Annotated in this window: 26 protein-coding genes; 21 read left to right on the top strand and 5 right to left on the bottom strand. The window is 45.9% G+C overall.

Annotated elements, in window-relative coordinates; all coding sequences use genetic code 11:
* Positions 1–11: 11 nt before the first annotated feature.
* A complete protein-coding gene (locus ACMXYV_RS16450) occupies positions 12–389 on the bottom strand; it encodes a SirB2 family protein (protein WP_415889516.1) in 378 nt (125 codons plus the stop codon).
* A gap of 96 nt (positions 390–485) precedes the next feature.
* Here ACMXYV_RS16450 and moaA point away from each other — a divergent pair, with 96 nt between their 5' ends.
* The 7 genes from moaA (at position 486) to ACMXYV_RS16415 (ending at position 5,969) form a co-directional block, all read left to right on the top strand.
* Complete coding sequence (gene moaA, locus ACMXYV_RS16445) at positions 486–1,490, top strand: GTP 3',8-cyclase MoaA (protein ID WP_415889515.1); 1,005 nt, start codon at positions 486–488, stop codon at positions 1,488–1,490.
* 52 nt (positions 1,491–1,542) lie between these two features.
* On the top strand, positions 1,543–2,079 hold the full coding sequence (gene moaB / locus ACMXYV_RS16440) for a molybdenum cofactor biosynthesis protein B (protein WP_415889514.1): 537 nt from the start codon (positions 1,543–1,545) through the stop codon (positions 2,077–2,079).
* Between the two features lie 9 nt (positions 2,080–2,088).
* The gene (gene glp, locus ACMXYV_RS16435; RefSeq protein ID WP_415889513.1) at positions 2,089–3,303 is read left to right on the top strand and encodes a gephyrin-like molybdotransferase Glp; all 1,215 of its coding nucleotides are present in this window, start codon (positions 2,089–2,091) and stop codon (positions 3,301–3,303) included.
* 77 nt (positions 3,304–3,380) lie between these two features.
* Positions 3,381–4,493: a 1-acyl-sn-glycerol-3-phosphate acyltransferase gene (locus tag ACMXYV_RS16430; protein ID WP_415889512.1), complete on the top strand. Its 1,113-nt coding sequence runs from the start codon at positions 3,381–3,383 to the stop codon at positions 4,491–4,493.
* 2 nt (positions 4,494–4,495) lie between these two features.
* Positions 4,496–4,975, top strand: coding sequence for a cyclic pyranopterin monophosphate synthase MoaC (moaC, locus tag ACMXYV_RS16425; protein ID WP_415889511.1), 480 nt, complete (start codon positions 4,496–4,498; stop codon positions 4,973–4,975).
* Positions 4,976–4,977: 2 nt separating this feature from the next.
* Positions 4,978–5,229 (top strand): molybdopterin converting factor subunit 1, encoded by a 252-nt coding sequence (moaD, locus tag ACMXYV_RS16420; RefSeq protein ID WP_415889510.1) that lies wholly within the window; start codon positions 4,978–4,980, stop codon positions 5,227–5,229.
* A 2-nt stretch (positions 5,230–5,231) separates the two neighbouring features.
* On the top strand, positions 5,232–5,969 hold the full coding sequence (locus ACMXYV_RS16415; protein ID WP_415889509.1) for a lysophospholipid acyltransferase family protein: 738 nt from the start codon (positions 5,232–5,234) through the stop codon (positions 5,967–5,969).
* Between the two features lie 60 nt (positions 5,970–6,029).
* Here ACMXYV_RS16415 and fabB read toward each other — a convergent pair whose 3' ends face one another.
* Together fabB and fabA are read right to left on the bottom strand one after the other, a co-directional pair.
* Entirely contained in the window at positions 6,030–7,247 is a 1,218-nt protein-coding gene (gene fabB / locus ACMXYV_RS16410) for a beta-ketoacyl-ACP synthase I (protein WP_415889508.1), read from the bottom strand.
* Between the two features lie 126 nt (positions 7,248–7,373).
* Positions 7,374–7,889: a 3-hydroxyacyl-[acyl-carrier-protein] dehydratase FabA gene (gene fabA / locus ACMXYV_RS16405; RefSeq protein WP_415882704.1), complete on the bottom strand. Its 516-nt coding sequence runs from the start codon at positions 7,887–7,889 to the stop codon at positions 7,374–7,376.
* Positions 7,890–8,018: 129 nt separating this feature from the next.
* Between fabA and ACMXYV_RS16400 the strand changes: the two genes are divergently transcribed.
* Complete coding sequence (locus tag ACMXYV_RS16400; protein WP_415889507.1) at positions 8,019–8,630, top strand: thiopurine S-methyltransferase; 612 nt, start codon at positions 8,019–8,021, stop codon at positions 8,628–8,630.
* Positions 8,631–8,684: 54 nt separating this feature from the next.
* Here ACMXYV_RS16400 and ispB read toward each other — a convergent pair whose 3' ends face one another.
* Positions 8,685–9,653: an octaprenyl diphosphate synthase gene (gene ispB / locus ACMXYV_RS16395; protein ID WP_415889506.1), complete on the bottom strand. Its 969-nt coding sequence runs from the start codon at positions 9,651–9,653 to the stop codon at positions 8,685–8,687.
* 244 nt (positions 9,654–9,897) lie between these two features.
* Between ispB and rplU the strand changes: the two genes are divergently transcribed.
* From rplU to proB, 4 genes are all read left to right on the top strand, one after another.
* Positions 9,898–10,209 (top strand): 50S ribosomal protein L21, encoded by a 312-nt coding sequence (gene rplU, locus ACMXYV_RS16390; RefSeq protein ID WP_415889505.1) that lies wholly within the window; start codon positions 9,898–9,900, stop codon positions 10,207–10,209.
* A 27-nt stretch (positions 10,210–10,236) separates the two neighbouring features.
* Positions 10,237–10,494, top strand: a complete 258-nt coding sequence (rpmA, locus tag ACMXYV_RS16385; RefSeq protein ID WP_415882701.1) for a 50S ribosomal protein L27 — start codon at positions 10,237–10,239, stop codon at positions 10,492–10,494.
* A 152-nt stretch (positions 10,495–10,646) separates the two neighbouring features.
* Positions 10,647–11,846, top strand: a complete 1,200-nt coding sequence (gene cgtA, locus ACMXYV_RS16380) for an Obg family GTPase CgtA (RefSeq protein WP_415889504.1) — start codon at positions 10,647–10,649, stop codon at positions 11,844–11,846.
* A 47-nt stretch (positions 11,847–11,893) separates the two neighbouring features.
* Positions 11,894–13,018, top strand: a complete 1,125-nt coding sequence (proB, locus tag ACMXYV_RS16375) for a glutamate 5-kinase (RefSeq protein WP_415889503.1) — start codon at positions 11,894–11,896, stop codon at positions 13,016–13,018.
* A gap of 63 nt (positions 13,019–13,081) precedes the next feature.
* On the opposite strand, the gene rpsT is transcribed toward proB, so the two are convergent.
* Positions 13,082–13,342: a 30S ribosomal protein S20 gene (gene rpsT / locus ACMXYV_RS16370; protein ID WP_415889502.1), complete on the bottom strand. Its 261-nt coding sequence runs from the start codon at positions 13,340–13,342 to the stop codon at positions 13,082–13,084.
* A gap of 249 nt (positions 13,343–13,591) precedes the next feature.
* Here rpsT and murJ point away from each other — a divergent pair, with 249 nt between their 5' ends.
* The 9 genes from murJ (at position 13,592) to ACMXYV_RS16325 (ending at position 22,414) form a co-directional block, all read left to right on the top strand.
* Positions 13,592–15,088 (top strand): murein biosynthesis integral membrane protein MurJ, encoded by a 1,497-nt coding sequence (murJ, locus tag ACMXYV_RS16365; RefSeq protein WP_415891461.1) that lies wholly within the window; start codon positions 13,592–13,594, stop codon positions 15,086–15,088.
* A gap of 104 nt (positions 15,089–15,192) precedes the next feature.
* Positions 15,193–16,125, top strand: a complete 933-nt coding sequence (ribF, locus tag ACMXYV_RS16360; protein ID WP_415889501.1) for a bifunctional riboflavin kinase/FAD synthetase — start codon at positions 15,193–15,195, stop codon at positions 16,123–16,125.
* A 16-nt stretch (positions 16,126–16,141) separates the two neighbouring features.
* A complete protein-coding gene (ileS, locus tag ACMXYV_RS16355) occupies positions 16,142–18,958 on the top strand; it encodes an isoleucine--tRNA ligase (protein ID WP_415889500.1) in 2,817 nt (938 codons plus the stop codon).
* Positions 18,958–19,488, top strand: a complete 531-nt coding sequence (lspA, locus tag ACMXYV_RS16350) for a signal peptidase II (RefSeq protein WP_415889499.1) — start codon at positions 18,958–18,960, stop codon at positions 19,486–19,488. The genes ileS and lspA overlap by 1 nt, the downstream gene beginning before the upstream one ends.
* A complete protein-coding gene (locus tag ACMXYV_RS16345) occupies positions 19,485–19,913 on the top strand; it encodes an FKBP-type peptidyl-prolyl cis-trans isomerase (RefSeq protein ID WP_415889498.1) in 429 nt (142 codons plus the stop codon). The genes lspA and ACMXYV_RS16345 overlap by 4 nt, the downstream gene beginning before the upstream one ends.
* A 160-nt stretch (positions 19,914–20,073) precedes the next feature.
* Complete coding sequence (locus tag ACMXYV_RS16340; protein WP_415889497.1) at positions 20,074–20,577, top strand: GspH/FimT family pseudopilin; 504 nt, start codon at positions 20,074–20,076, stop codon at positions 20,575–20,577.
* Complete coding sequence (gene pilV, locus ACMXYV_RS16335; RefSeq protein ID WP_415889496.1) at positions 20,574–21,008, top strand: type IV pilus modification protein PilV; 435 nt, start codon at positions 20,574–20,576, stop codon at positions 21,006–21,008. Before ACMXYV_RS16340 ends, pilV begins: the two co-directional genes overlap by 4 nt.
* 3 nt (positions 21,009–21,011) lie before the next feature.
* Positions 21,012–21,971 carry a PilW family protein gene (locus ACMXYV_RS16330; protein WP_415889495.1) on the top strand — a complete coding sequence of 320 codons (960 nt, stop codon included), beginning with the start codon at positions 21,012–21,014 and terminating at the stop codon, positions 21,969–21,971.
* Positions 21,968–22,414, top strand: coding sequence for a PilX N-terminal domain-containing pilus assembly protein (locus ACMXYV_RS16325; protein ID WP_415889494.1), 447 nt, complete (start codon positions 21,968–21,970; stop codon positions 22,412–22,414). The genes ACMXYV_RS16330 and ACMXYV_RS16325 overlap by 4 nt, the downstream gene beginning before the upstream one ends.
* Positions 22,415–22,425 lie beyond the last annotated feature (11 nt).

The following is a 22,425-nucleotide window of genomic DNA, read 5'->3' as shown; positions in this document are numbered from 1 at the left end:
TTATAGGTTTCTTAACCCCAAGGCATTGGGGATTTAGAAACCGCTACAGCGGCAATGTAAATGAAAGCAAGCAGAGCGCCTGCTAGTGATGTTGCTTGAATCGCTTTGGTTTTACCGCGTTTGATAGCGATTGTTCCTAAACCAATATATACCACCAACGCGATTACTTTAGCGGTTAGCCAGTGATGAACAAATGGATATTGTTCTATCATTACCGCGAGCGTTAGTGCGCTGACCAGCAGTGCGGTATCAATAATATGTGGTACGATCTTTAACCAGCGTTTTTCTAGTTTTTCTGGGCAAAAAAGTGCCAAGCCACCGCGTAAAAGAAAGAGTACGAGGCTCAGGGCTATGCAGGTTAAATGGATGTGCTTAATGGCAAAGTACATTAGGTTTCCTATGAAAATTGGTCTAACTGCTGTTGAAATGAATTTGTGCTATTTTAGTGCGATAAAATTATAAATTACATGCTCCATTGACAAACCATGGCCAATTCTAAAGATAATACGCAAGCGCTGGTAGATCGGTTTGGCAGAACTGTCGACTATATTCGCCTGTCTGTAACTGATCGCTGCGATTTTCGTTGTGTTTATTGCATGGCGGAAGAGATGACTTTTCTTCCACATGCTCAAGTACTTACACTCGAAGAGATTGATCAGATCGCCCAAGCTTTTGTTAGCTTAGGTGTAAAGAAGATCCGCTTGACCGGTGGTGAGCCTTTGGTTCGTCGTGATGTTATGAAGCTGATGCGTAGCGTAGGTCAGTTAGATTCAGAATTAGCGATTACCACTAATGGTTCTCAGCTTGTTCATATGGCTCAAGATCTAAAAGATGCTGGCGTTAATCGTCTTAACATCAGTATTGATAGCTTGCGTGAAGATCGTTTTAAAGCGATGACCCGAATTGGCAAATTGCCAAAAGTACTTGCAGGTATTGATGCGGCTATTGAAGCAGGGTTTGATCGTATTAAGTTGAATGCGGTAGTTATGAAAGGCCGCAATGATGATGAAATTCTCGATCTTGTCGATTTTGCGCGTGATAAAGGCGTTGATGTTAGTTTTATTGAAGAGATGCCTTTAGGTCAGATTTCCGAACATGATCGTGGTGAGGTTTACTGCTCAAGTGATGAAGTTCGAGCGATTATTGAGCAGAAATACAAACTACAGCCGACTGTAGAGCGGACTGCCGGGCCTTCTCGTTATTATCGTATGACCGATAGTGAAAGCCGCGTTGGTTTTATCTCACCTCATAGCCATAACTTCTGCTCTGAATGTAACCGTGTCAGGGTAACCGTTGAAGGGCGTTTGTTGCTTTGTTTGGGTAACGAACATTCCGTTGACCTTCTACATACATTACGTGCTCATCCTAATGATCAGGAAAAACTGAAGCAGGTTATTATCGATGCTATGGATTTGAAGCCTGAGAAACACGAATTTGATCTAGAGGATGAGCCACAAATCATTCGTTTTATGAATATGACAGGGGGCTAAACGAGTTCATCGTTGTCCTTGCTCCTGTACTTTCTTATTAAGGAAAATACTCATGTCCCATACTCCTGCCCGAGCGGAATTTATTCCGCTAAATATTGCCGTATTAACCGTATCCGATACCCGCACTCTTGAATCAGATACCTCTGGGCAAGCTTTGGTTGATCGTTTAGAGGCTGCAGGCCACGTACTTGGTGCACGTGAAATAGTTAAAGATGATGTCTACCAGATGCGAGCAGTTGCATCGAGTTGGATTGCTGATTCAAATATCCATGTGATTATCTCTACAGGCGGGACAGGTTTTTCGGGTCGCGACTCTACGCCAGAAGCGATGGCACCGCTGTTTGATAAATCTATAGAAGGGTTTGGTGAATTTTTCCGTCAAGTTTCAGCAGGTCAGATCGGCACCTCAACCATTCAGTCGAGAGCGCTAGGCGGTCTCGCAAATGGTACAGTGATTTTCTGTCTTCCTGGCTCTACAGGTGCTTGTCGTACCGGTTGGGATGATGTGATTGCGCAGCAGTTAGATCATCGCCATAAGCCTTGTAATTTCGCTTCGCTGATCATGAAGCATCAAGAAGATAACGCTTAAGGTAAGAAGATGGGAAGCTGTGATTCTCAACCTGGATTGATCCCTTTTGAAGAGGCGCTACAGCGTCTTTTAGCTGCAGCAAATGTTTCCGTAGACACCGAGATTGTGCCTGTTGCAGAGGCCTTAGGGCGCGTATTGGCGGAAGCGCCAGTCGCTTCTGTCTCAGTCCCTCCGGCTGATAATAGCAGTATGGATGGATACGCTATTAATACGGCTGATTTGGGTTCTAATACGGACTTAGAAGTAAGTCAGAGAATCCCTGCAGGTACGCCCCCACAGCCTATGGTTGCAGGTACTTGTGCGCGTATTTTTACCGGAGCCGAGATTCCTCAAGGTGCCAATGCAGTAGTTATGCAGGAAGATGTTCATCTTGAGGGTGATAAGGTTGTTTTCCCCGCAGAAGTGCCGGTTGGTGATAATGTCCGCAGTGCTGGCCAAGATATTTTGGCTGGTAGTCAGGTACTCGCAATAGGTACGCGTTTGCAAGCAGCTGATCTGGGGATATTAGCGTCGGTTGGCTTATCTACAGTGTCTGTATATAAACGCCTGAAGGTTGCGATCTTATCCACAGGTGATGAGCTGGTGGAGCCAGGTACTCCTCTTGGTGCAGGGCAGATCTATAACTCTAATCGCTATATCCTGACTGGGCTATTACAAGGTCTAGGTATGCAGGTTGTTGATTTAGGTTGTGTAGCAGATACGCGTGAAGCAACGCTAGCTGCATTGGAAAAAGCGGCCGTATCGGCAGATGCGATTATCAGCACCGGTGGTGTGTCTGTGGGTGAAGAAGATCATGTCAAATCTTGTGTTGAGCATCTTGGTCAGTTGGATATGTGGAAGATCAAGATCAAACCTGGAAAGCCTGTTGCCTATGGGCAGGTCAAAGGAACGCCATTTGTCGGTTTGCCGGGTAATCCAACGTCTACACTCATAACTTTTTGCTTGTTGGCGAGGGCCTTCTTGCTTAAGTTGCAGGGTGCTTCATTCGAACCGCCACTGCAGCTTGCAGTACCGGCTGGTTTCCAGAGAAAGCGAGCTATTCAGCGCCAAGAATATCTGCGAGTTCGGTTTGAGGGTGGGTATTTACAGCCGTTCGCAAACCAGAGTTCCGGTGTATTGATGTCTGCTAGTTGGGCGAATGGTATTGCTGTTATTCCTCCTCAGACAGTTGTAGAAGAGGGCGATTTGGTCGGATTCATCCCGTTTTCTGAACTTCTCGGTTAATTACATTTAATTTCCCTGAAGTTTGCGTGAGAAAACGGTAAAATAACGGCCTTTTTAGTAGAGCTTTCGAGGAAAGAATGACAGATCAGCAGGATCCGTATAAAGAGATCAGACCGTTCAACGATAGTGAAGTGGCGGATGCGCTCCTTAATATTCTTCACAATGATGAATTCCTGACCGCTGTTACGCGTTACCAGTTTCCTAAATTATCCTCGAGTATCGGATGGTTGTTAAAACCATTTGTTCGTATTGCCCTGGCTGCCAAGATTGGTGAGATCGACAGTGTCTATGAGTTTCAGATGCTGGTGGCTAACTATATGAAGAAGATGATTGGCCGTTCTACCACTAAGTTAACTTGTAGTGGTATAGATGAGCTTGATCCTGAAGAATCTTACCTGTTTATCTCAAACCACCGCGATATCGCGATGGATCCAGCATTTGTCAATTGGGTTCGTCATCAGTACGGCATGGATACAGTTCGGATTGCGATCGGTGATAACCTGCTTCGTAAGCCCTATGTTTCTGACATCATGCGTTTGAATAAAAGCTTTATCGTGAATCGTTCTGCAACAGGGCGTGAAATGATGAAAGCGCTAACGCAGTTATCTTCTTATATCGATCACAGTATCTTAGGCGGTCATTCTATCTGGTTAGCGCAGCGAGAAGGTCGCGCAAAAGATGGTAATGATGCGACCGACCCAGCCATTTTGAAGATGCTTTATATGGCACATCGTAAATCGCGCAGTTTTGCTGAGCAGGCTAAGCGTCTGAATATTGTGCCGGTATCTATCTCTTATGAATACGATCCATGTGATGCCTTAAAAGCGAATGAGCTGCATGCTAAGGCAACTGATGGTGTGTATGAAAAATCTGAGTATGAAGATATCTCTAGTATCGTGAAAGGCATTACCGGTGATAAGGGGCATGTGCATGTCGCTTTTGGTGATCCTATCGATGCTGACTTCGATACGCCTGAAGAACTTGCGGCTGAGATCGATCGTCAAATTCATGAAAATTACTATTTGCACCCATCTAATCTGATTGCAGCAGGTCGTAGTGAAGATGCTACTGCTGATCAGGAGGCTGGTTTAGAAGCACGTATTAACAGTGTTGAAGGCGGTGCGCAGGATATTCTTCGTCAGATGTACGCTAATCCTGTTCTAAATCAGGCAACGCAAACACAGGAGTAGTTATGAGTCGTTTAACCCATCTGGATGACCAAGGGAACGCTAACATGGTGGATGTTTCCGAAAAGCAGGTGACTTTTCGTGAAGCGACTGCCTATGCAGAAGTTGAAATGTTGCCTGAAACCATGAAGCTAATTACGGAAGGTGGTAACAAAAAGGGGGATGTTTTAGCGGTTGCACGAATCGCAGGTATTCAAGCTGCAAAACGCACCAGTGATCTTATTCCTCTTTGTCACCCATTGATGTTGAGTAAGGTTGCGGTAGATCTTCATCCTAATACTGAGCGTAATGTGGTTGAGATTACGGCAACTTGTAAGTTAGCAGGCCAGACAGGTGTAGAGATGGAAGCGCTAACGGCGGCATCTGTTGCGGGGTTAACGATTTACGATATGTGCAAGGCTGTGGATAAAGGCATGGTTATGAGCGCAGTTAAAGTATTGGAAAAGAAAGGTGGCAAAAGCGGTCACTGGAAGGTGGAGAAGTAATCATGATTAAAGTGGTGTATTTCGCCAGCTTGCGCGAGCGTTTAGGTATAGCTGAAGAGTCAATCGAAGTGAGTCAGCCTGCTGATGTGTCTGCAGTGTTAAATCAGCTAGTTGAGCTTCACGGAGAACAATGGCAAAAAATTCTGGTTGATACGCCTATATTGATGGCAGTGAACCAAGAGATGTGTGACGAGAAGGCCGCCGTAGCTGCTGGTGATGAGGTTGCATTCTTCCCGCCGGTAACTGGGGGCTAAGCATGTCTAAAAAAACAAATCCATTGCACTATCTACGTGCAGTGTTTTATTACTTAGGCTTTTACCCTTTAACAATTGTGCATGCCTCGCTGAGTTTAATCATCTCGCCGCTATTGAATTTTCAGCAGCGCTTTAAATTTGTCACCCTCATTAACTATTTTTATATCTTTTGGTTAAAGCTGTGTTGTGGTGTGGGTGTGAAGATCACTGGGCGTGAAAATCTGCCAACTGATGGTGCTTATGTCGTTGTCGCAAATCACCAGAGTGAGTGGGAGACGCTGTTTCTACAAACGTTGGTTCGCCCTCAGTGTACGGTACTTAAAAAGGAGCTTCTTAAGATTCCTTTCTTTGGATGGGCGCTAGGCCTGTTAAACCCTATAGCGATCGATCGTAGCCAAAGGCGTGGTGCGCTTAAGCAGCTTTTAACAGAGGGTAAATCTCGTTTAGAAGATGGTATCCCTGTGATTATCTTCCCTCAGGGTACTCGAGTGCCTGTGGGCAAAATGGGTAAGTTTAATAAAGGTGGAGCGATGCTGGCGTTAAGTGCCGGTGTGCCGGTGATCCCAATGATTCATGATGCTGGGCTCTATTGGCCAGGCAAAAGCTTTGCGAAGATCCCAGGTACTGTGCAAGTCCATGTGGGTGAGCCAATTCCTGTAGAAGGTCGCACAGTCGATGAAATCCATGAAGATATGGTGGCTTGGTTAGAAGAGCATATGAAAGCGTTAGAAATAGCCTAAGCCAAAAACTAGATATAAAAAAACCGCCTAATGGCGGTTTTTTTATATCTAGAAGACTTATTAGTCTTCTAGTTTTTCGAATACCAATGTGCAGTTAGTGCCGCCGAAACCGAAGCTATTAGACATAACGCGTTGTAGATCTACGTTTTCCTGCTTCTCGCTAGCGATTGGTAGGCCTTCTGCTTCTGGATCTAGCTCATCGATGTTCGCAGACGCTGCGATGAAGTTGTTCTCCTGCATAAGCAGAGAGTAAACCGCTTCTTGTACGCCTGCAGCACCTAGAGAGTGACCAGATAGAGACTTAGTAGAAGTCACTGTAGGCATATCATTACCAAATGCTTCTTTCATCGCTTTTAGCTCTTGCATGTCACCTGCTGGTGTAGAAGTGCCGTGTGCGTTGATGTAATCGATCTTGCCGTTTACAGTCGCCATTGCTTGCTTCATGCAACGAGCAGCGCCTTCACCAGAAGGAGCAACCATGTCGTAGCCGTCAGAAGTAGCACCGTAACCTACTAGTTCAGCGTAGATTTTCGCGCCACGTGCTTTAGCGTGTTCGTATTCTTCGATAACTAGGATGCCGGCACCGCCAGAGATAACAAAGCCATCACGATTTGCATCGTATGCACGTGAAGCTTGTTCTGGAGTTTCGTTATACTTGCTGGATAGCGCGCCCATAGCATCGAACATTGCAGTCTGTACCCAGTGAAGTTCTTCACCGCCACCTGCGAATACTACGTCTTGCTTACCAAGCTGAATCTGCTCCATTGCGTTACCAATACAGTGAGCACTAGTCGCGCAAGCAGAAGTAATAGAGTAGTTAACACCTTTGATTTTGAAAGGTGTAGCTAGACAAGCTGAAACAGTAGAGCCCATTGTGCGAGTTACACGGTAAGGACCTACACGTTTTACGCCTTTCTCACGAGTGATATCGGCAGTTTCAACAATGTTGTCAGCAGAAGCACCACCGGAGCCTACGATAAGGCCAGTGCGCTCGTTGGAAACCTGGTCTTCAGCTAGGTTTGCATCTGTAATTGCTTCTTTCATTGCAATGTAAGTGTATGCTGCTGCATCACCCATGAAACGTAGCAATTTACGGTCGATTTGCTCAGAGAAATCGATATCGATGCTGCCGGCTACCTGGCTACGGAAACCGCGCTCTTTATAGTCTTCTTGGAATTTAATACCAGAACGACCCTGCTGCAGTGATTCCAGAACGGTTTCTTTATCTGTACCCAGACAAGAAACGATACCCATACCGGTAACAACAACGCGACGCATGTGCTTCTCTCTCTTTTTCTAATTTAAGGTGCTTATTTTCCGTGAATCAGTAGTGTTTTGCCACTAAATTCGTAAAAAAGTAGACGGAAAATAGAAGAAAGGCCCTGAATTCAGGGCCTTAATAGATCAGAAATCTTCTGTGGATGTGAATAGACCTACACGTAGATCTTTCGCTGTGTAGATTTCACGACCATCAACGGACATGCTGCCGTCCGCGATGCCCATAACTAGCTTACGCTCAATAACGCGCTTAAGCTGGATACGGTAAGTAACTTTCTTAGCAGTCGGTAGTACCTGACCGAAGAATTTAACTTCGCCAGAGCCTAATGCACGACCGCGGCCTGGGTTGCCTTTCCAGCCAAGGAAGAAGCCAACAATCTGCCACATAGCGTCTAGACCTAGACAGCCTGGCATTACTGGGTCTTCCTCAAAATGGCAGCCGAAGAACCAAAGATCTGGGTTGATATCCAACTCAGCGATAATTTCGCCTTTGCCGAATTCGCCACCGTCTTCGGTGATTTCCAGGATGCGATCCATCATTAGCATGTTGCCAATTGGTAGGCGCGCATTGCCTGGTCCAAACATTTCGCCGTGGCCGCAAGACAGCAGCTCATCGCGATTAAAAGAGGAAGGTCTTGTCATTAGCTTCTGTTTATCCAGGTTTTTATAAGTCAAAATATCGCGCAATTATACAGATTTGAATGCCACTAGGCACGATCTGTGTCAGGTTTATTGAATAAAAAGTTTACGACTTAGGGTGTAAAAGGCGAAATGGAACATGATTTTTGGCATCAAAAGTGGTCCGAAGGGCGTATAGGCTTCCATCAACCGGAGGTTAACGCTTACTTGGTCTCTTATTGGGAGAGGCTGTGTTTAGCAGGTGGTGACAAGGTTTTTGTGCCTTTATGTGGTAAAAGCAAGGACATGCTCTGGCTGCGGGATCGCGGACATGATGTATTGGGAGTGGAGCTTAACCCCAGTGCTTGCTTGGACTTTTTTGCCGAGAGTGGCTTGGTTGCGGAGACGGGTGATGCTGTAAAATTTATCTCACACAGATGCGAAAATCTAAATCTAATTTGTGGTGATTTTTTTGCGCTGAGCAAAGAAAGTCTAGCGGATGTAAAAGGTGTTTACGATCGCGCGGCGCTGGTTGCTTTGCCTAAGGATATGCGAGCAGATTACGCCAATAAGCTGATTGAACTGTTACCAAAGGGTGTAAAAATTTTGCTTGTGACCTTGGAATTTGATCGCCCACAAGGACCGCCGTTCAGTGTTTCTGGTGAGGAAGTAAATAGCTTATTTGAGCCCCGTTTCAAGGTGAAACGTTTAGGAGGGGCTGTAGATGGTGATCGGCAGGAAGTGGTCTGGTTATTGAGTGACTGAACTGCGTTATCTGTGCACTTAATTGAGAGTCGTTAAGTGCACAGATATTGCTGCTTAGCTTTTACGTTTCACTGCCAAGTTGGCAATTTGAATTAACGTTTCTTTGAATGATGTATCTTTTAGCGCATCAAGTGCTGCAATCGCTTTGTCGGCTTCAGCTTGAGCTTTTTCCTGGGTGTATTCGATAGCGCGAGTTTCTTTTACGATATCCATAATCGGCTGAAGATCGTCTAGGCCGCCTTTGCGGATTGCTTGTCGAACCAGTTTGCGTTGTTCTTCGTTACCTGAGCGCATCGCATGAATAAGTGGCAGGGTTGCTTTGCCTTCAGCCAGATCATCACCCACATTCTTGCCCATCTCTTCTGCTGTGGATAAGTAATCCATTACATCGTCGATAAGTTGGAAGGCTGTTCCTAAATGCAAGCCATACAAGCGTAAGCCTTCTTGTTCTTCTTTGCTGGCTTCGGCAAGGATTGCGCCTGCTTCAGTTGCAGCTTCAAACAGCATTGCTGTTTTACCAAGAATAACCTGCATGTAGGCTTCCTCGGTGGTATCTGGGTTTTTGGTATTTAGTAGTTGTAGAACTTCGCCTTCAGCGATGACGTTCGTCGCATTGGAGATGACTTCCATAATCGGCATTGAGCCAATTTCTACTAATACCTGAAATGCACGGGAGTATAGGAAATCGCCGACCAATACGCTTGGCGCATTACCCCATTTGGCATTAGCGGTATCTTTGCCGCGGCGTAGGTCAGAATTATCAACTACATCATCATGCAGCAGCGTTGCTGTGTGGATAAATTCGATGATCGCCGCTAGCGGGATGTGCTTGTCGTCTTGATAGCCCGCAGCGTTTGCAGCGAGCAATACGAGTAATGGGCGAAGGCGTTTGCCGCCGCTTTCAACGATGTAATGACCAATTTTTTCTACCAAAGGTACGTTAGAGCCTAGGTGATTAATGATGTAATCGTTTACGGCTTCAAATTGGGGTTCTATTACAGGGTTGAACTGGTGAGGCTGCATAATAAGTAATGGCTGCTACTAACTTAAAGGAATCAAGAATAGCGCATGCTAGGTGTATGCATAGTTTCTGTCAAGAAATGCTGGTTTTACGCTATGTAAATAAAGACGCTTAGTTGTGTATAAAGGGGGTTTGCTATATAATCGCGCGCCCTGACCCATCCAATAATGGCTCCCTACCATATGGTGTAACCATTAGAAGTAGGCCTTTTTCTAGTAGCTGGGTGGGCAAATAACGGAGATTAAAATGTACGCAGTAATCGTAAGCGGTGGTAAACAGTACCGTGTCCAGGAAGGTGAAACCCTTAAACTGGAAAAACTGCAGGCTGAAGCGGGCGCAAACTTTGAGTTTGACCGTGTTCTGCTAGTTGGCAACGGCGACGACATCAAAATCGGCGCACCAGTTGTTGACGGTGCTAAAGTGACTGCTGAAGTTGTTCAGCACGGCCGCGCGAAGAAAGTTGAGATCATCAAATTCAAGCGTCGTAAGCACCACATGAAGCGTCAGGGCCACCGTCAGTGGTTTACTGAAGTTAAAATTACTGGCATTTCTGCCTAATATTAACCTAGTTTAGGAGTTAGATAGATGGCTCATAAGAAGGCTGGTGGTTCTACTAAGAACGGTCGCGACTCGGAGTCGAAACGACTTGGTGTCAAGCGTTACGGTGGTCAGGTAGTTGCTGCAGGTAACATCCTAGTTCGTCAACGTGGTACTAAATTCCACGCTGGTACAAACGTAGGCTGCGGTAAAGACCATACTCTATTTGCGAAAGCAGATGGCGTTGTGAAATTCGAAGTTAAAGGCCCGCAGAAGCGTCAATACATCTCTGTAGTTGATGCGTAAGCAACGGTTTTAAGCTTCTAAAAAGCTCCGCCAAGGCGGAGCTTTTTTGTTTATAGTTTTTTAAAAATATTTTTCAGGGGATCTACCGCTGAGTCTTGTGGCTTTTCAGGGCTTAATTGTAGGTTTCCTACGTTTAACTTTTGGGGGATAACATGAAGTTTGTCGATGAAGCAGTCATCACGGTTGAGGCCGGTAAGGGTGGCAATGGGTGTATGAGCTTTCGGCGTGAAAAATATATCCCCAAAGGTGGTCCGGACGGTGGTGACGGTGGTGATGGCGGTTCGGTGTTTTTTGAAGCGGATGAAAACCTGAATACGCTGATTGATTACCGTTTTACGCGTCATTATAAGTCTGAAAATGGCAAGGGTGGTACGAGTCGAAATTGTACAGGGCCTAAAGGTGAGGACTTGGTACTAAAGGTACCAGTCGGCACCACGATTATCGATACCGATACTGATGAAATTCTTGCTGATATGACCGAAATTGGTCAGGTCGAGAAAATTGCCCAAGGTGGTTTTCATGGATTAGGCAATACGCGTTTCAAGAGTAGTGTTAACCGCGCGCCGCGTCAGACAACCAAGGGTTCAATCGGCGAGACTCGAAACCTGAAGTTAGAGCTTAAAGTTCTAGCGGACGTTGGTTTGTTAGGTTTGCCTAATGCGGGTAAATCGACTCTGATTCGCGCAGTATCAGCGGCCAAGCCTAAAGTGGCAAATTATCCGTTTACCACTTTGGTTCCTAATTTGGGTGTGGTTCGCATTGAACAGAATCGTAGCTTTGTGATTGCTGATATCCCGGGAATTATTGAGGGTGCTGCTGAGGGGGCGGGTTTAGGTATTCGTTTCCTTAAGCATTTAGCGCGTAACCGTATCTTGTTGCATCTGGTTGATATGGCTCCTTGGGATGATGTTACACCTGAGCAAGCAGCTGCGGTAGCGGTGGGTGAGTTGAAGAAGTTTAGCCCTACGCTGGCAGATCAGCCGCGTTGGTTGGTGTTGAATAAGCTGGATATGGTGCCTGAGGAAGAGCGTGAGGCGCGTTGTCAGGCGGTTATTGATGAGCTGCAATGGGAAGGTCCGGTTTATCGTATCTCTGCGCTTAGTCAGCAGGGTACGGATGATATGATGCGCGATATTCAGGCATTCCTGGATCATCGCCTAGAGGCGATAGAAGAAGATCCTTCTATCCTTGAGCAAGAGCAGCAGATTCGCGAGCAGGTTGATACTGAGGCGCGTGAACGTGTTGAGCAGATGCGTGCGGATATGAGGGCGCGTCGCGAGGGCGAAGATGTAGATGATGACGACTTTGACGATGATGATTATGACGTTGAAGTTGAATATGTTCGTGAATAGCAATTGAGGTGATCGTTGCTACTACAGACGGTGTTAGGAGTTTTTAAGTGGCTGTAGGTAGGGAAAAGCTCAAGCGCGCGAAGCGTTGGGTGGTAAAGATTGGTAGTGCGTTGCTCACCAATGATGGCGAGGGTTTGGATCTAGATGCGATTAGTCGTTGGGTAGATCAAATTGCTGCTCTTAAGGCGTCTGGCTTAGAGGTGGTTTTGGTTTCCTCTGGCTCGGTAGCAGAAGGTATGACTCGTCTAGGGTGGGATTCACGACCGCACGAAATCTCTAAGCTTCAGGCGGCTGCAGCCGTTGGGCAAATGGGCCTTGTGCAGGCTTATGAAACCAATTTTCAGCGCCACAAAACTCATACTGCGCAGATTCTTCTGACCCATGAAGATCACTCTAATCGTAAGCGTTATCTCAATGCTCAAGCGACTTTAAAAGAGCTGCTTGAGTTAGGTGTTGTTCCAGTTGTTAACGAAAACGATACGGTTGTCACTAAAGAGATTCGTTTTGGTGATAATGACACGCTAGGGGCGTTGGTGGCTAACTTAGTTCAGGCCGATGCCTTGATCTTGCTGACTGACCAAAAGGGTTTGTTCACGGCTGATCCTCGTCATGATCCTGATGCTACGTTGATTTCTGAGGCGAGAGCGGGTGATGAAGCGCTCGAGGCGATGGCGGGTGATGGTGGTAAATTGGGTCGCGGTGGTATGGCGACTAAAGTACGTGCGGCTAAATTAGCGGCGCGTTCTGGGGCTGTGACCATGATTGCGAGTGGCCGTGAAGACGATGTTCTTCTGCGTTTAAGAGAGGCGGAAGATATCGGTACATTGTTGGTGCCTGAAAAAGGGCCGATGGTGGCACGTAAGCAGTGGATTGCAGGTCATTTGCAGGCGCGTGGAAACCTTATGCTTGATGCGGGTGCGGTTAGAGCATTGCGTGAGCGCGGTAAGAGTCTATTGCCAGCGGGTGTTCGCAGCGTGAGTGGTGACTTTTCTCGAGGTGAGATGGTTATCATCAGTGATGAGTTTGGTCGCATCGTTGCGCGTGGTTTAGTGAACTACGGTATTGGGGATGCGCAAAAGATTATTGGTAAGCCGAGTGGTGAAATTGAATCTATTCTTGGTTTTATGGGTGAAGAAGAGTTGGTGCATAGAGATAATCTAGTCCTCTCTTAGTTGAGGGCCAAATTTAGGTACAAAAAAACCGGCATAAGCCGGTTTTTTTACGCATGACTCTAATTAAAGAGCAGCAATCTGCTTGTTCAGACGGCTTTTAGTGCGTGCGATTTTGTTCTTGTGGAAGATGCCTTTAGACACTGAACCATCTAGAACTGGCTGTGCAGCTTGGAATGCTTCCTGTGCAGCAGCTTTTTCGCCTGCTTCTACAGCAGCGACAATTTTCTTGATGTAGGTACGTACCATGGAACGCAGGCTAGCGTTATGCTGGCGACGCTTCTCTGCCTGGCGAGCACGTTTACGAGATCCTGCGGAATTTGCCACAGTCCGGCTCCTTAAAAATTAGTTAGTAAGATATCGGCTTAATTTGTATACGCCGAAAATTAGAGGCGAGATTATTCATATTTGAGAGCTGTCTGTCAATAAAACTGCAGAAATTTTCTTGTTGAAGCAGTAATATTCCCATTCTCTTGAGTGTCATTCATGAAATTATAGGCGGAAGCGGTGTCGAAGCGGGAAACAGAAGCGAAAAAATCAGCGGGATTGCTGCGATCAAGTGCCGTGGTTGGTGTGATGACGATGCTTTCTCGAGTACTCGGTTTGGCGCGAGATGTTGTGGTCGCTAATTATTTCGGTGCTAGTGGCAGTGCTGATGCCTTTTTTGTCGCGTTTAAAATTCCTAACTTCCTTCGCCGACTATTTGCTGAAGGTGCTTTTGCTCAAGCATTTGTGCCGGTCCTCTCTGAATATCGTACCCAAAAAGACCTAAAAGCCGTCCAGCAGCTTGTTAATTACGTCGCGGGTACGCTTGGCAGTATTTTAATCGCAATCACTGTGTTGGCGGTGGTGGCAGCGCCCATGTTAACGGCTATGTTTGCCCCAGGTTTCTATATGGGAGATGAGAGTAAGTTTGAACTGGCAGCGGAGATGTTGAGAATTACGTTTCCGTATCTGCTGTTGATATCGTTGACTGCGTTTGCCGGGTCTATTTTGAATAGTTATGAGCGTTTTGCTGTTCCTGCGTTCACGCCTGTGCTGCTTAATATCAGTTTGATCTGTTCTGCGATCTTCCTAAGTCCGTTGTTTGATCCGCCTATCTTGGCCTTGGCTTGGGGTGTCATGATTGCGGGTGTGGTGCAGTTGGTTTTCCAATTGCCGTTTTTGGCGCGCATTCATCTTTTGCCTAAGCCTGTTTGGGGGTGGAATGATCCAGGTGTTCGTCGCATCATGACGCTGATGGTGCCTGCCTTGTTCGGAGTGTCCGTTACTCAAATTAACTTGCTTTTAGATACAGTATTGGCATCGTTCCTACAAACCGGCAGTGTATCTTGGTTGTACTATTCAGATCGTTTGGCTGAGCTGCCTTTAGGTGTGTTTGGTATCGCTATTGCCACCGTAATCCTACCAAGCTTGTCGCGCAAACATACAGCTCAATCGGGCGAGGCGTTTTCGTCTACTCTGAATTGGGCCATGCAGATGGTGATGTTTATCGGCATTCCAGCTGCGGTTGCATTATTTGTGTTGGCAGAACCGTTGTTGATCACCTTGTTCCATTATGGCGCTTTAACCGATCGTGATGTCTTTATGGCTGCGGCTAGTTTGCGTGCTTATGCCTGTGGCTTGCTCGCCTTTATGTTGATTAAGGTTTTAGCTACGGGGTATTTCTCTCGTCAAGACACCAAGACACCCGTGAAAATTGGTATTCAAGCTGCCGTAGCGAATATGGTATTTAACTTGATCCTTATTGGCCCATTTGCGCATGTTGGTTTGGCAGCTGCGACAGCTATGTCGGCGTTTATGAATGCTGGGTTGTTGTTGTATGGGCTGATTAAATCTGGCGTATTTAGCTGGTCTTCGGGTTGGGCTGTGCAATTGCTGCGTATGTTGGTGGCGAATGTGGCGATGGCTATTGTCATCATTCAGTTGATGGGTTCAGTTGAAGAATGGCTGCAGATGGATCTGTGGACACGAATCTCTCAAATGGCGATTTTGGTGGTTGCTGGCGGCGCTGTTTATGCTGTTGTGTTGGCTTTTGCGGGCTTGAGAGTGCGTCATTTGAAGCATAATTAAGTTTATTTTGCATTCTGTTGCTTACAGTGGGTCTCAGTAGTACAGGTTGGATATTATCTGAGCTATAATGCCGCGTTTATTTTTGGCAGTAGCAAGAGTACCTGATGGAACTAATTCGCGGATTACATAACCTGCGCGAAAAACACCGAGGTTGTGTCGCAACTATCGGCAATTTTGATGGCGTGCATCTAGGTCATCGACAGGTGCTTGCTCAGGTAAAGGCAAAAGCGAAGGAACTAAACCTGCCTTCAGTTGTTATTACCTTTGAACCTCAGCCTCAAGAGTTTTTTGCAGGCGATAAAGCACCGCCGCGCTTAACCCGTTTTGGTGAAAAGTACAGATTGTTGCAGGCAGAAGGCATTGATCGCCATCTTTGCTTGAATTTTAACGACCGTTTGCGTGCGATGACGGCGGAGCAGTTTGTACAAGAGCTGTTACTGCACGGTTTAGCAGTGAAGTACTTTGTCGTTGGAGATGATTTTCGTTTTGGTTGTGATCGCTCAGGTGATTACAACATGTTGTGTGATGCAGGCGAACGTCACGATTTTACTGTGGTAAATACACAAACGTTTTTGAATGCTGATGAACGCGTCAGCAGTACGCGTATTCGTAGTGTATTACAGCAGAACGATCTAGAAACAGCAGCTGCTTTGCTAGGGCGTCCTTATGCCGTTTCAGGACGTGTGATGCACGGCCAAAAACTAGGTCGTCAGCTTGGGGTGCCAACGGCAAATGTACGTATGCACCGTTATGCTTGTCCTTTACGTGGGGTCTATGCCGTAGAGGTTAAAGGCCCAGAGTTCACTGCTCAGGGCGTATGTAACGTAGGCAGACGCCCAACCGTGTGTGGACAGCAGCCGGTGCTTGAAGCGCACCTGTTTGATTTTGATAAAGATATTTATGGGCAGTTGCTAACTGTCGAGTTTAAGCAGTTTATTCGTGATGAGCGTAAGTTCTCAGATATCGATGGGCTTAAACAACAAATTTTTGCAGATATTGAAGATGTGCGGGCTTACTTTGGCCGCACCCGTAGTTAATTCGGAACTTATAACCATGACCGATTACAAAGCAACATTGAACCTTCCGGAAACAGCCTTCCCAATGCGTGGCAATTTGGCTCAGCGTGAGCCGAAAATGCTACAGGGTTGGCAGAAGATGGATCTGTACCAGAAAATTCGTGAAGTCAGCGCTGGCCGCGATAAGTTCATCTTGCACGATGGCCCTCCATACGCAAACGGTGATATTCACATTGGTCACTCGGTTAATAAGATTCTGAAAGACATTATTATCAAATCCAAAACAATGAACGGATTTGATGCACCTTATGTGCCGGGTTGGGACTGCCATGGTCTTCCAATCGAACACAAAGTTGAGACTAAGCACGGTAAGGCTGGTGTAAAACTGTCTCACAAAGACTTCCGCCAGAAGTGCCGTGATTACGCAGCACGACAGGTTGAAGGTCAGAAGAAAGACTTTATCCGTTTAGGTGTTCTAGGCGATTGGGATAACCCATACCTAACAATGAATTTTGATACTGAAGCCAATATCATCCGTGCTTTAGGCAAAATCGTTGAAAATGGCCACCTAGTGAAAGGCTTCAAGCCTGTTTACTGGAGTGTCGTGGGTGGATCTGCACTAGCCGAAGCTGAAGTGGAATATCAAGACAAGACTTCTACAGCGATCGATGTACGTTTCACTCCGGTTGATCAGGACGGTTTCCTTGCGAAATTTGAGGGTCTTGAAGGTGAAGGCGAAGCGTCAGTTGTTATCTGGACAACAACACCTTGGACGTTGCCATCTAACCAAGCGGTATCTCTAGGTGGTGAACTAGACTACGTGCTAGTTCAGCTAGATCTAGGTTTAGGTGCAGAGCGTATTCTTCTAGCCGAAGGCTTAGTTGAAGATGCTATGAAGCGTTACGGTGTTGAAGATTACAGCATCGTTGGTCGTTGTCAGGGTCAAGCGTTAGAGGAGTTTGAACTTCAGCACCCGTTCTACGAGCGTACAGTTCCTGTAATCTTGGGTGATCACGTAACTCTGGATGCGGGTACGGGTGCCGTACATACAGCACCAGACCATGGTGTGGAAGACTTTGAGGTTGGCCGGAAATACGGTATCGGCACAATGAATCTAGTGAACGCTTCGGGTGTTCTAGGTGAAGGTGCGGGCGTATTTGCTGGCGAACACGTTTACAAAGTGGACGATAAAGTCGTTGCACTGCTAACTGAGAACAACAAACTTGTCTTGGAGCATAAGTTCCAGCATAGCTACCCTCACTGCTGGCGTACCAAAACGCCATTGATCTACCGTGCGACACCTCAGTGGTTCGTAAGCATGGAAGAGAAGGGTCTGAAGAAAGATGCCCTAGAAGCGATCAAAGGTGTTGAGTGGTTCCCAGGTTGGGGTCAAAACCGTATCGAAGCAATGGTTGAGCAGAGCCCTGATTGGTGTGTATCCCGTCAACGTACTTGGGGTGTGCCAATTGCACTGTTTATCCACAAAGAAACTCAGCAGCTACACCCGAATACACCTGAGCTAATCGAACAGGTTGCTTTGCGTGTTGAAAAAGTGGGTATGGATGCATGGTTCGATCTGGATGCTACAGTAGTATTGGGCGACGAAGCTGATCAGTACGAAAAAGTAACTGATACCTTGGATGTTTGGTTTGATTCGGGTGTAACGCATTATTCTGTAGTTGATCAGCGTGACAACTTGGAATACCCAGCTGATATGTATCTTGAAGGTTCGGATCAGCACCGTGGTTGGTTCCAGTCTTCTCTGAAAACTGCGATTGCTATCAAAGGCAAAGCGCCATACAAACAGGTGCTAACGCACGGCTTTACCGTTGATGGTCAAGGCCGCAAGATGTCTAAGTCGGTTGGTAACGTTGTATCGCCACAGGAAGTAATGAATAAGTACGGCGCGGATATCTTGCGCCTATGGGTTGCTTCAACGGATTACAGCGGTGAAATGACCTGTTCTGACGATATCTTGAAACGCGCCGCGGACGCTTACCGTCGTATTCGTAACACCGCACGTTTCTTCTTGGCTAACCTAAGCGGTTTTGATCCTGCTCAGCACATGGTTAAACCAGAAGATATGGTGGCGTTGGATGCTTGGGCCGTAGATCGTGCTGCTCGTTTGCAAGAAGAGCTAATCGAGCACTTCAACCAATATGAATTCCTACAAGTATTCCAGAAAGTGTCCCACTTCTGTTCTCAGGATATGGGCGGTTTCTACTTAGATATCATCAAAGACCGTCAGTACACAGCAGCGACTGATTCACATGCGCGTCGTTCTGCTCAGACTGCGCTTTATCATATTGTTGAAGCGCTGGTTCGTTGGATTGCGCCAATCTGTAGTTTCACTGCAGATGAGATATGGGCAACGCTTGCGGGCGAACGTACTCAGTCTGTTCATTTGGATACTTGGTATCAGGGCCTAACTAAACTACCTGCGGATAGTGCATTTGATTCTGCGTACTGGGAACAGGTAATGGCAGTGAAAACTGCGGTTAATAAGCAGTTAGAAACTGAGCGTAGCGATGGCAACATCGGCGGTAGCTTAGAAGCCGAAGTGACTTTGTATTGCGATGAAACTTTACAGGCACTACTAGGTAAATTAGAAGATGAGCTGCGTTTCGTTTTGATCACATCAAAAGCGGCAGTAGCGCCGTTAGCTGATGCACAAGATGCTAATGATACGGAGCTGGATGGGCTTAAAGTTAGCGTGGCTAAAAGCGCTGCTCATAAGTGCCCACGTTGCTGGCACTTCCGTGAAGATGTAGGTCAGGACTCCGAAGATCCTGAGCTATGTGGTCGTTGTGTTGATAACGTTAAAGGTGCCGGTGAAAGCCGTAGCTTTGCTTAATGACACAGAGCACTGAACAACAAACACAATCAGCGCGAAGCTGCCTCGTATGGGGCGTGCTATCGCTGCTGGTAGTTGTGCTGGATTTAGGTAGTAAATACTTAGCGGTAACTAATTTAAAGTATGCCGACCCTAATCCCGTACTGCCAATGTTCGATCTAACGCTGTTGTTCAACACAGGCGCTGCTTTTAGCTTCTTGTCAGAAGCAGGTGGCTGGCAGCGTTGGTTTTTCGTGGCAATCGCTGTGGTCGTGAGCGTTGTACTGGTGATCTGGCTAAAGCGTACTCCTCGTATCTATTGGTGGTTAGGCTTAGCATTGTCCCTCGTATTAGGTGGTGCTTTAGGCAACCTATATGATCGGGCGGTACAAGGGTATGTGATTGATTTCATCTCCCTGCATTATCAGAATTATTACTTCCCCGCTTTTAATATTGCGGATACTGCTATCACGATTGGAGCGATTATTCTGATTCTGGATATGTTATTTCTGGAAGGGAAGCGCAAATCATCTGAAGAGAGTTCACAATGAGTAAATTGATCGGTCCGGGTAAAACCGTTACGCTGCACTTCGCAATTAAACTGGAAGACGGTCAAATAATTGATTCCAACTTTGATGCTGAACCCGCGACATTTACTGTGGGCGATGGTAACTTGTTGGAAGGTTTTGAAAAATCCCTGTTTGGATTGGAAGAAGGGGCGAAACAAACCCTAAAAATTCTCCCAGAAAATGGTTTTGGGATGAGTAATCCAAGTAATATTCAGAATGTCCCTCGTAGTCAGTTTGAAGGGATGGAATTAGAACAAGGTCTGGTTATTTCATTCGCGGATGCTGGCAATGGTGAGCTTCCAGGTGTGATAGCCGAATTTGATGATAAGATGGTTTCGGTTGATTTTAATCATCCGCTGGCAGGGAAGAAGCTAGATTTTCAGGTAGAAATTCTTCAAGTTAGCTAAGATGATATTAAGAGCCCGAATTTTTTAATTCGGGTTTTTTGTATTTGTCCTATCTTAAGCTATTCTTACTTGAGACCCCCCGTAAAAATCTACCTATGGCGTATGTTCCCTTAAACGACTAATCTTAAATTATAAGAACTTTATTTATTGGATGTCGTAAATGTTGTTGAGGGAAAAAGGCTTCTCTTTATTGGAGTTAATCTTCACGGTTGTCGTGTTGGTGGTTTTGCTTGGAATTGGTATTCCGAGCTTTAACTCTTTCGTACAATCCTCCAGGCTCCGTGCAGTAACACATGACTTAACTTCAGCTCTCCAGCTAGCACGTTCTGAGGCATTGAGCCAAAGAGGAACGGTTGCTGTTTGTCGAGCAAATGTGGCGATGACGGCTTGTGATTTTGATGCTGACTGGAGTAGTGGTTGGATAGTGGTATCGCAAACAGGTACTGATTTAGAAGACGCGGCGGATGTCGACCCTGTGAGAGTTTGGGATGAGGTAAGCCTTACCGTTTCTGGTGCTGTGACAGGGTTTGTTTTTGATCGTCAAGGTCAAGGCACTGCTGCTGCAATCAGAATTCAAAATGATACGGATCATCGCTGCTTGTCAACGAATGTTAGTGGGCGAGTAGCAGTTCGAGAAATAGCTTCAGTAGATAGTTGCCCATGATGTGTAATCAAGAAGAATTGAAAGGAAAGCAATGTGGAGCTTCATTATTGGAGGTTCTAGTTGCAATTGTTGTGATTTCTATAGGTTTGCTGTCGGTAGTTGCGTTGCAGACAATGGCGTTAAAAAGTAACCAAGGTTCGTATTTTAGATCGCAAGCAACTTTCTTAGCATATGACTTAGCGGATAGGATACGCTCCGCTCCTGATGCCACTTTAAACGGTGATTATGATGATGGTCAGGGCGGTGATAGGGCTGAGTGGGATGGGCGTATTACCACTCAATTAGGTTCTGGAGCTGTAGGGACGCTGGTGAGAAATGCTAGGCAAGCAACTATTACGGTCCAGTGGAATGACAATAGAGCCAGAATTAGAGCTGAGAATGATACGGATCAAGTAACCCCGACCCTCTTTACCTATGAAATGGAGTTTTAGTTAATGGCTGTTAAAGCTCAATATAAGTCTCAAGGCGGTTTTAGTTTGCTTGAGTTGATGATTGCTATGGTAATGGGGCTTTTCCTCATTGGCGGAGTAATTTCGGTTTTTATAGGTAGTTCGCAAAGTTTTAGATCGAATGAATCTCTATCTAGAGTTCAAGAAAATGGGCGTTTTGCTTTAGAGATGATCTCCCATGAATTAAGAAGCGTTGGATACAAGGGAGAGTGCTACGACACTGTTATTGAAATTATTGATACGACTGACTCTGATTATGAAGCTGAAGCTCTGGATTTAATGAATCCATTACTAGGTTGGGGGGCAGCGGCTGGTGAGTTTTTTGAAGGGGATTTAAATGGCTACCAAACGAATACTGATTTAATCATTATTAAGCATGCAGCAGAGAATGCGGGAGTACAATTAACAAGTGATGTAGACCAAAACGACACGAATGTGTCTGTTAATGGAAGTATGGATAGTGGTGATATAGTTGTTCTTTCTAATGGTCTTACATGCGATATGTTTCAGAACACTGGGTCTGGGAGCACAATGGCCAGAGGAACGTCTGGAGAGATTATTAATAACAAAACCGTCGCGACTCAACCTTTCTCGCGAGAATTTCGTTCAGGAGATGAAACTACGGTTTCGTTATTTTCGAGTACCTTGTTTTATGTGGGCTCAGGACTTGCTGCTTCTACCGCATTACGCAGCGTCACATACAGTAATGGCGTAGCGAATGATCAAGAGTTAGTAGAAGATGTGAATAATTTAACGATTCAATATGGGGTCGTTTCGGGAGCTGGGCCGAGTTTGAATTATGCCAATACCGCGGCTCAAATTACTGCCGCTAATGATTGGGGTGATGTTGTTGCTGTACGTATTACCGTTGATGTTCAAGGGGATGAGAATATTGCGCAGCAATTTAGTACTACGGTGGCGTTGAGGAATAGGTTAATAGAATGACGGTATATAAGTCGGAGCAGTTCAACAACCAGCGTGGAGCAGTGTTAATCATTTCACTGATTTTCTTGTTGATTTTATCTTTGATCGGAGTCAGTTCAATGCAAGGTACGTCGATGCAGGAGCTAATGTCAGGTAATTTAAGAGATCAGTATATAGCATTTAATGCAGCGGAAGCGGCGTTGTTAGAAGGCGAAAATCAAGCGCAGACGCAATATGAGGCAGGTACGTTTGATCAAGATGCGGCGATCAATGGTAACCATGCTGCATCCTTTGCATTACCGACGGCACCGACTTGGAATGCTGAATATGTTGAGCCTATCACGGCAGGTTTGGGTGCTAACGCAAAAGAGCTAGGTTTCATTATTAAAGTTGGCTCTAATTCAACAGGCAGAACGGGCACATCAGATGTGCAGCTTGAATCAATTTACCTCATTAAAAAGTAATGACTTTGAAT

This window comes from Neptuniibacter sp. SY11_33 (assembly GCF_047778025.1).
GTDB lineage: Bacteria > Pseudomonadota > Gammaproteobacteria > Pseudomonadales > Balneatricaceae > Neptuniibacter.
Note: the sequence above shows the minus strand (reverse complement) of the source record. Positions and strands in the feature narration are given on the sequence as shown.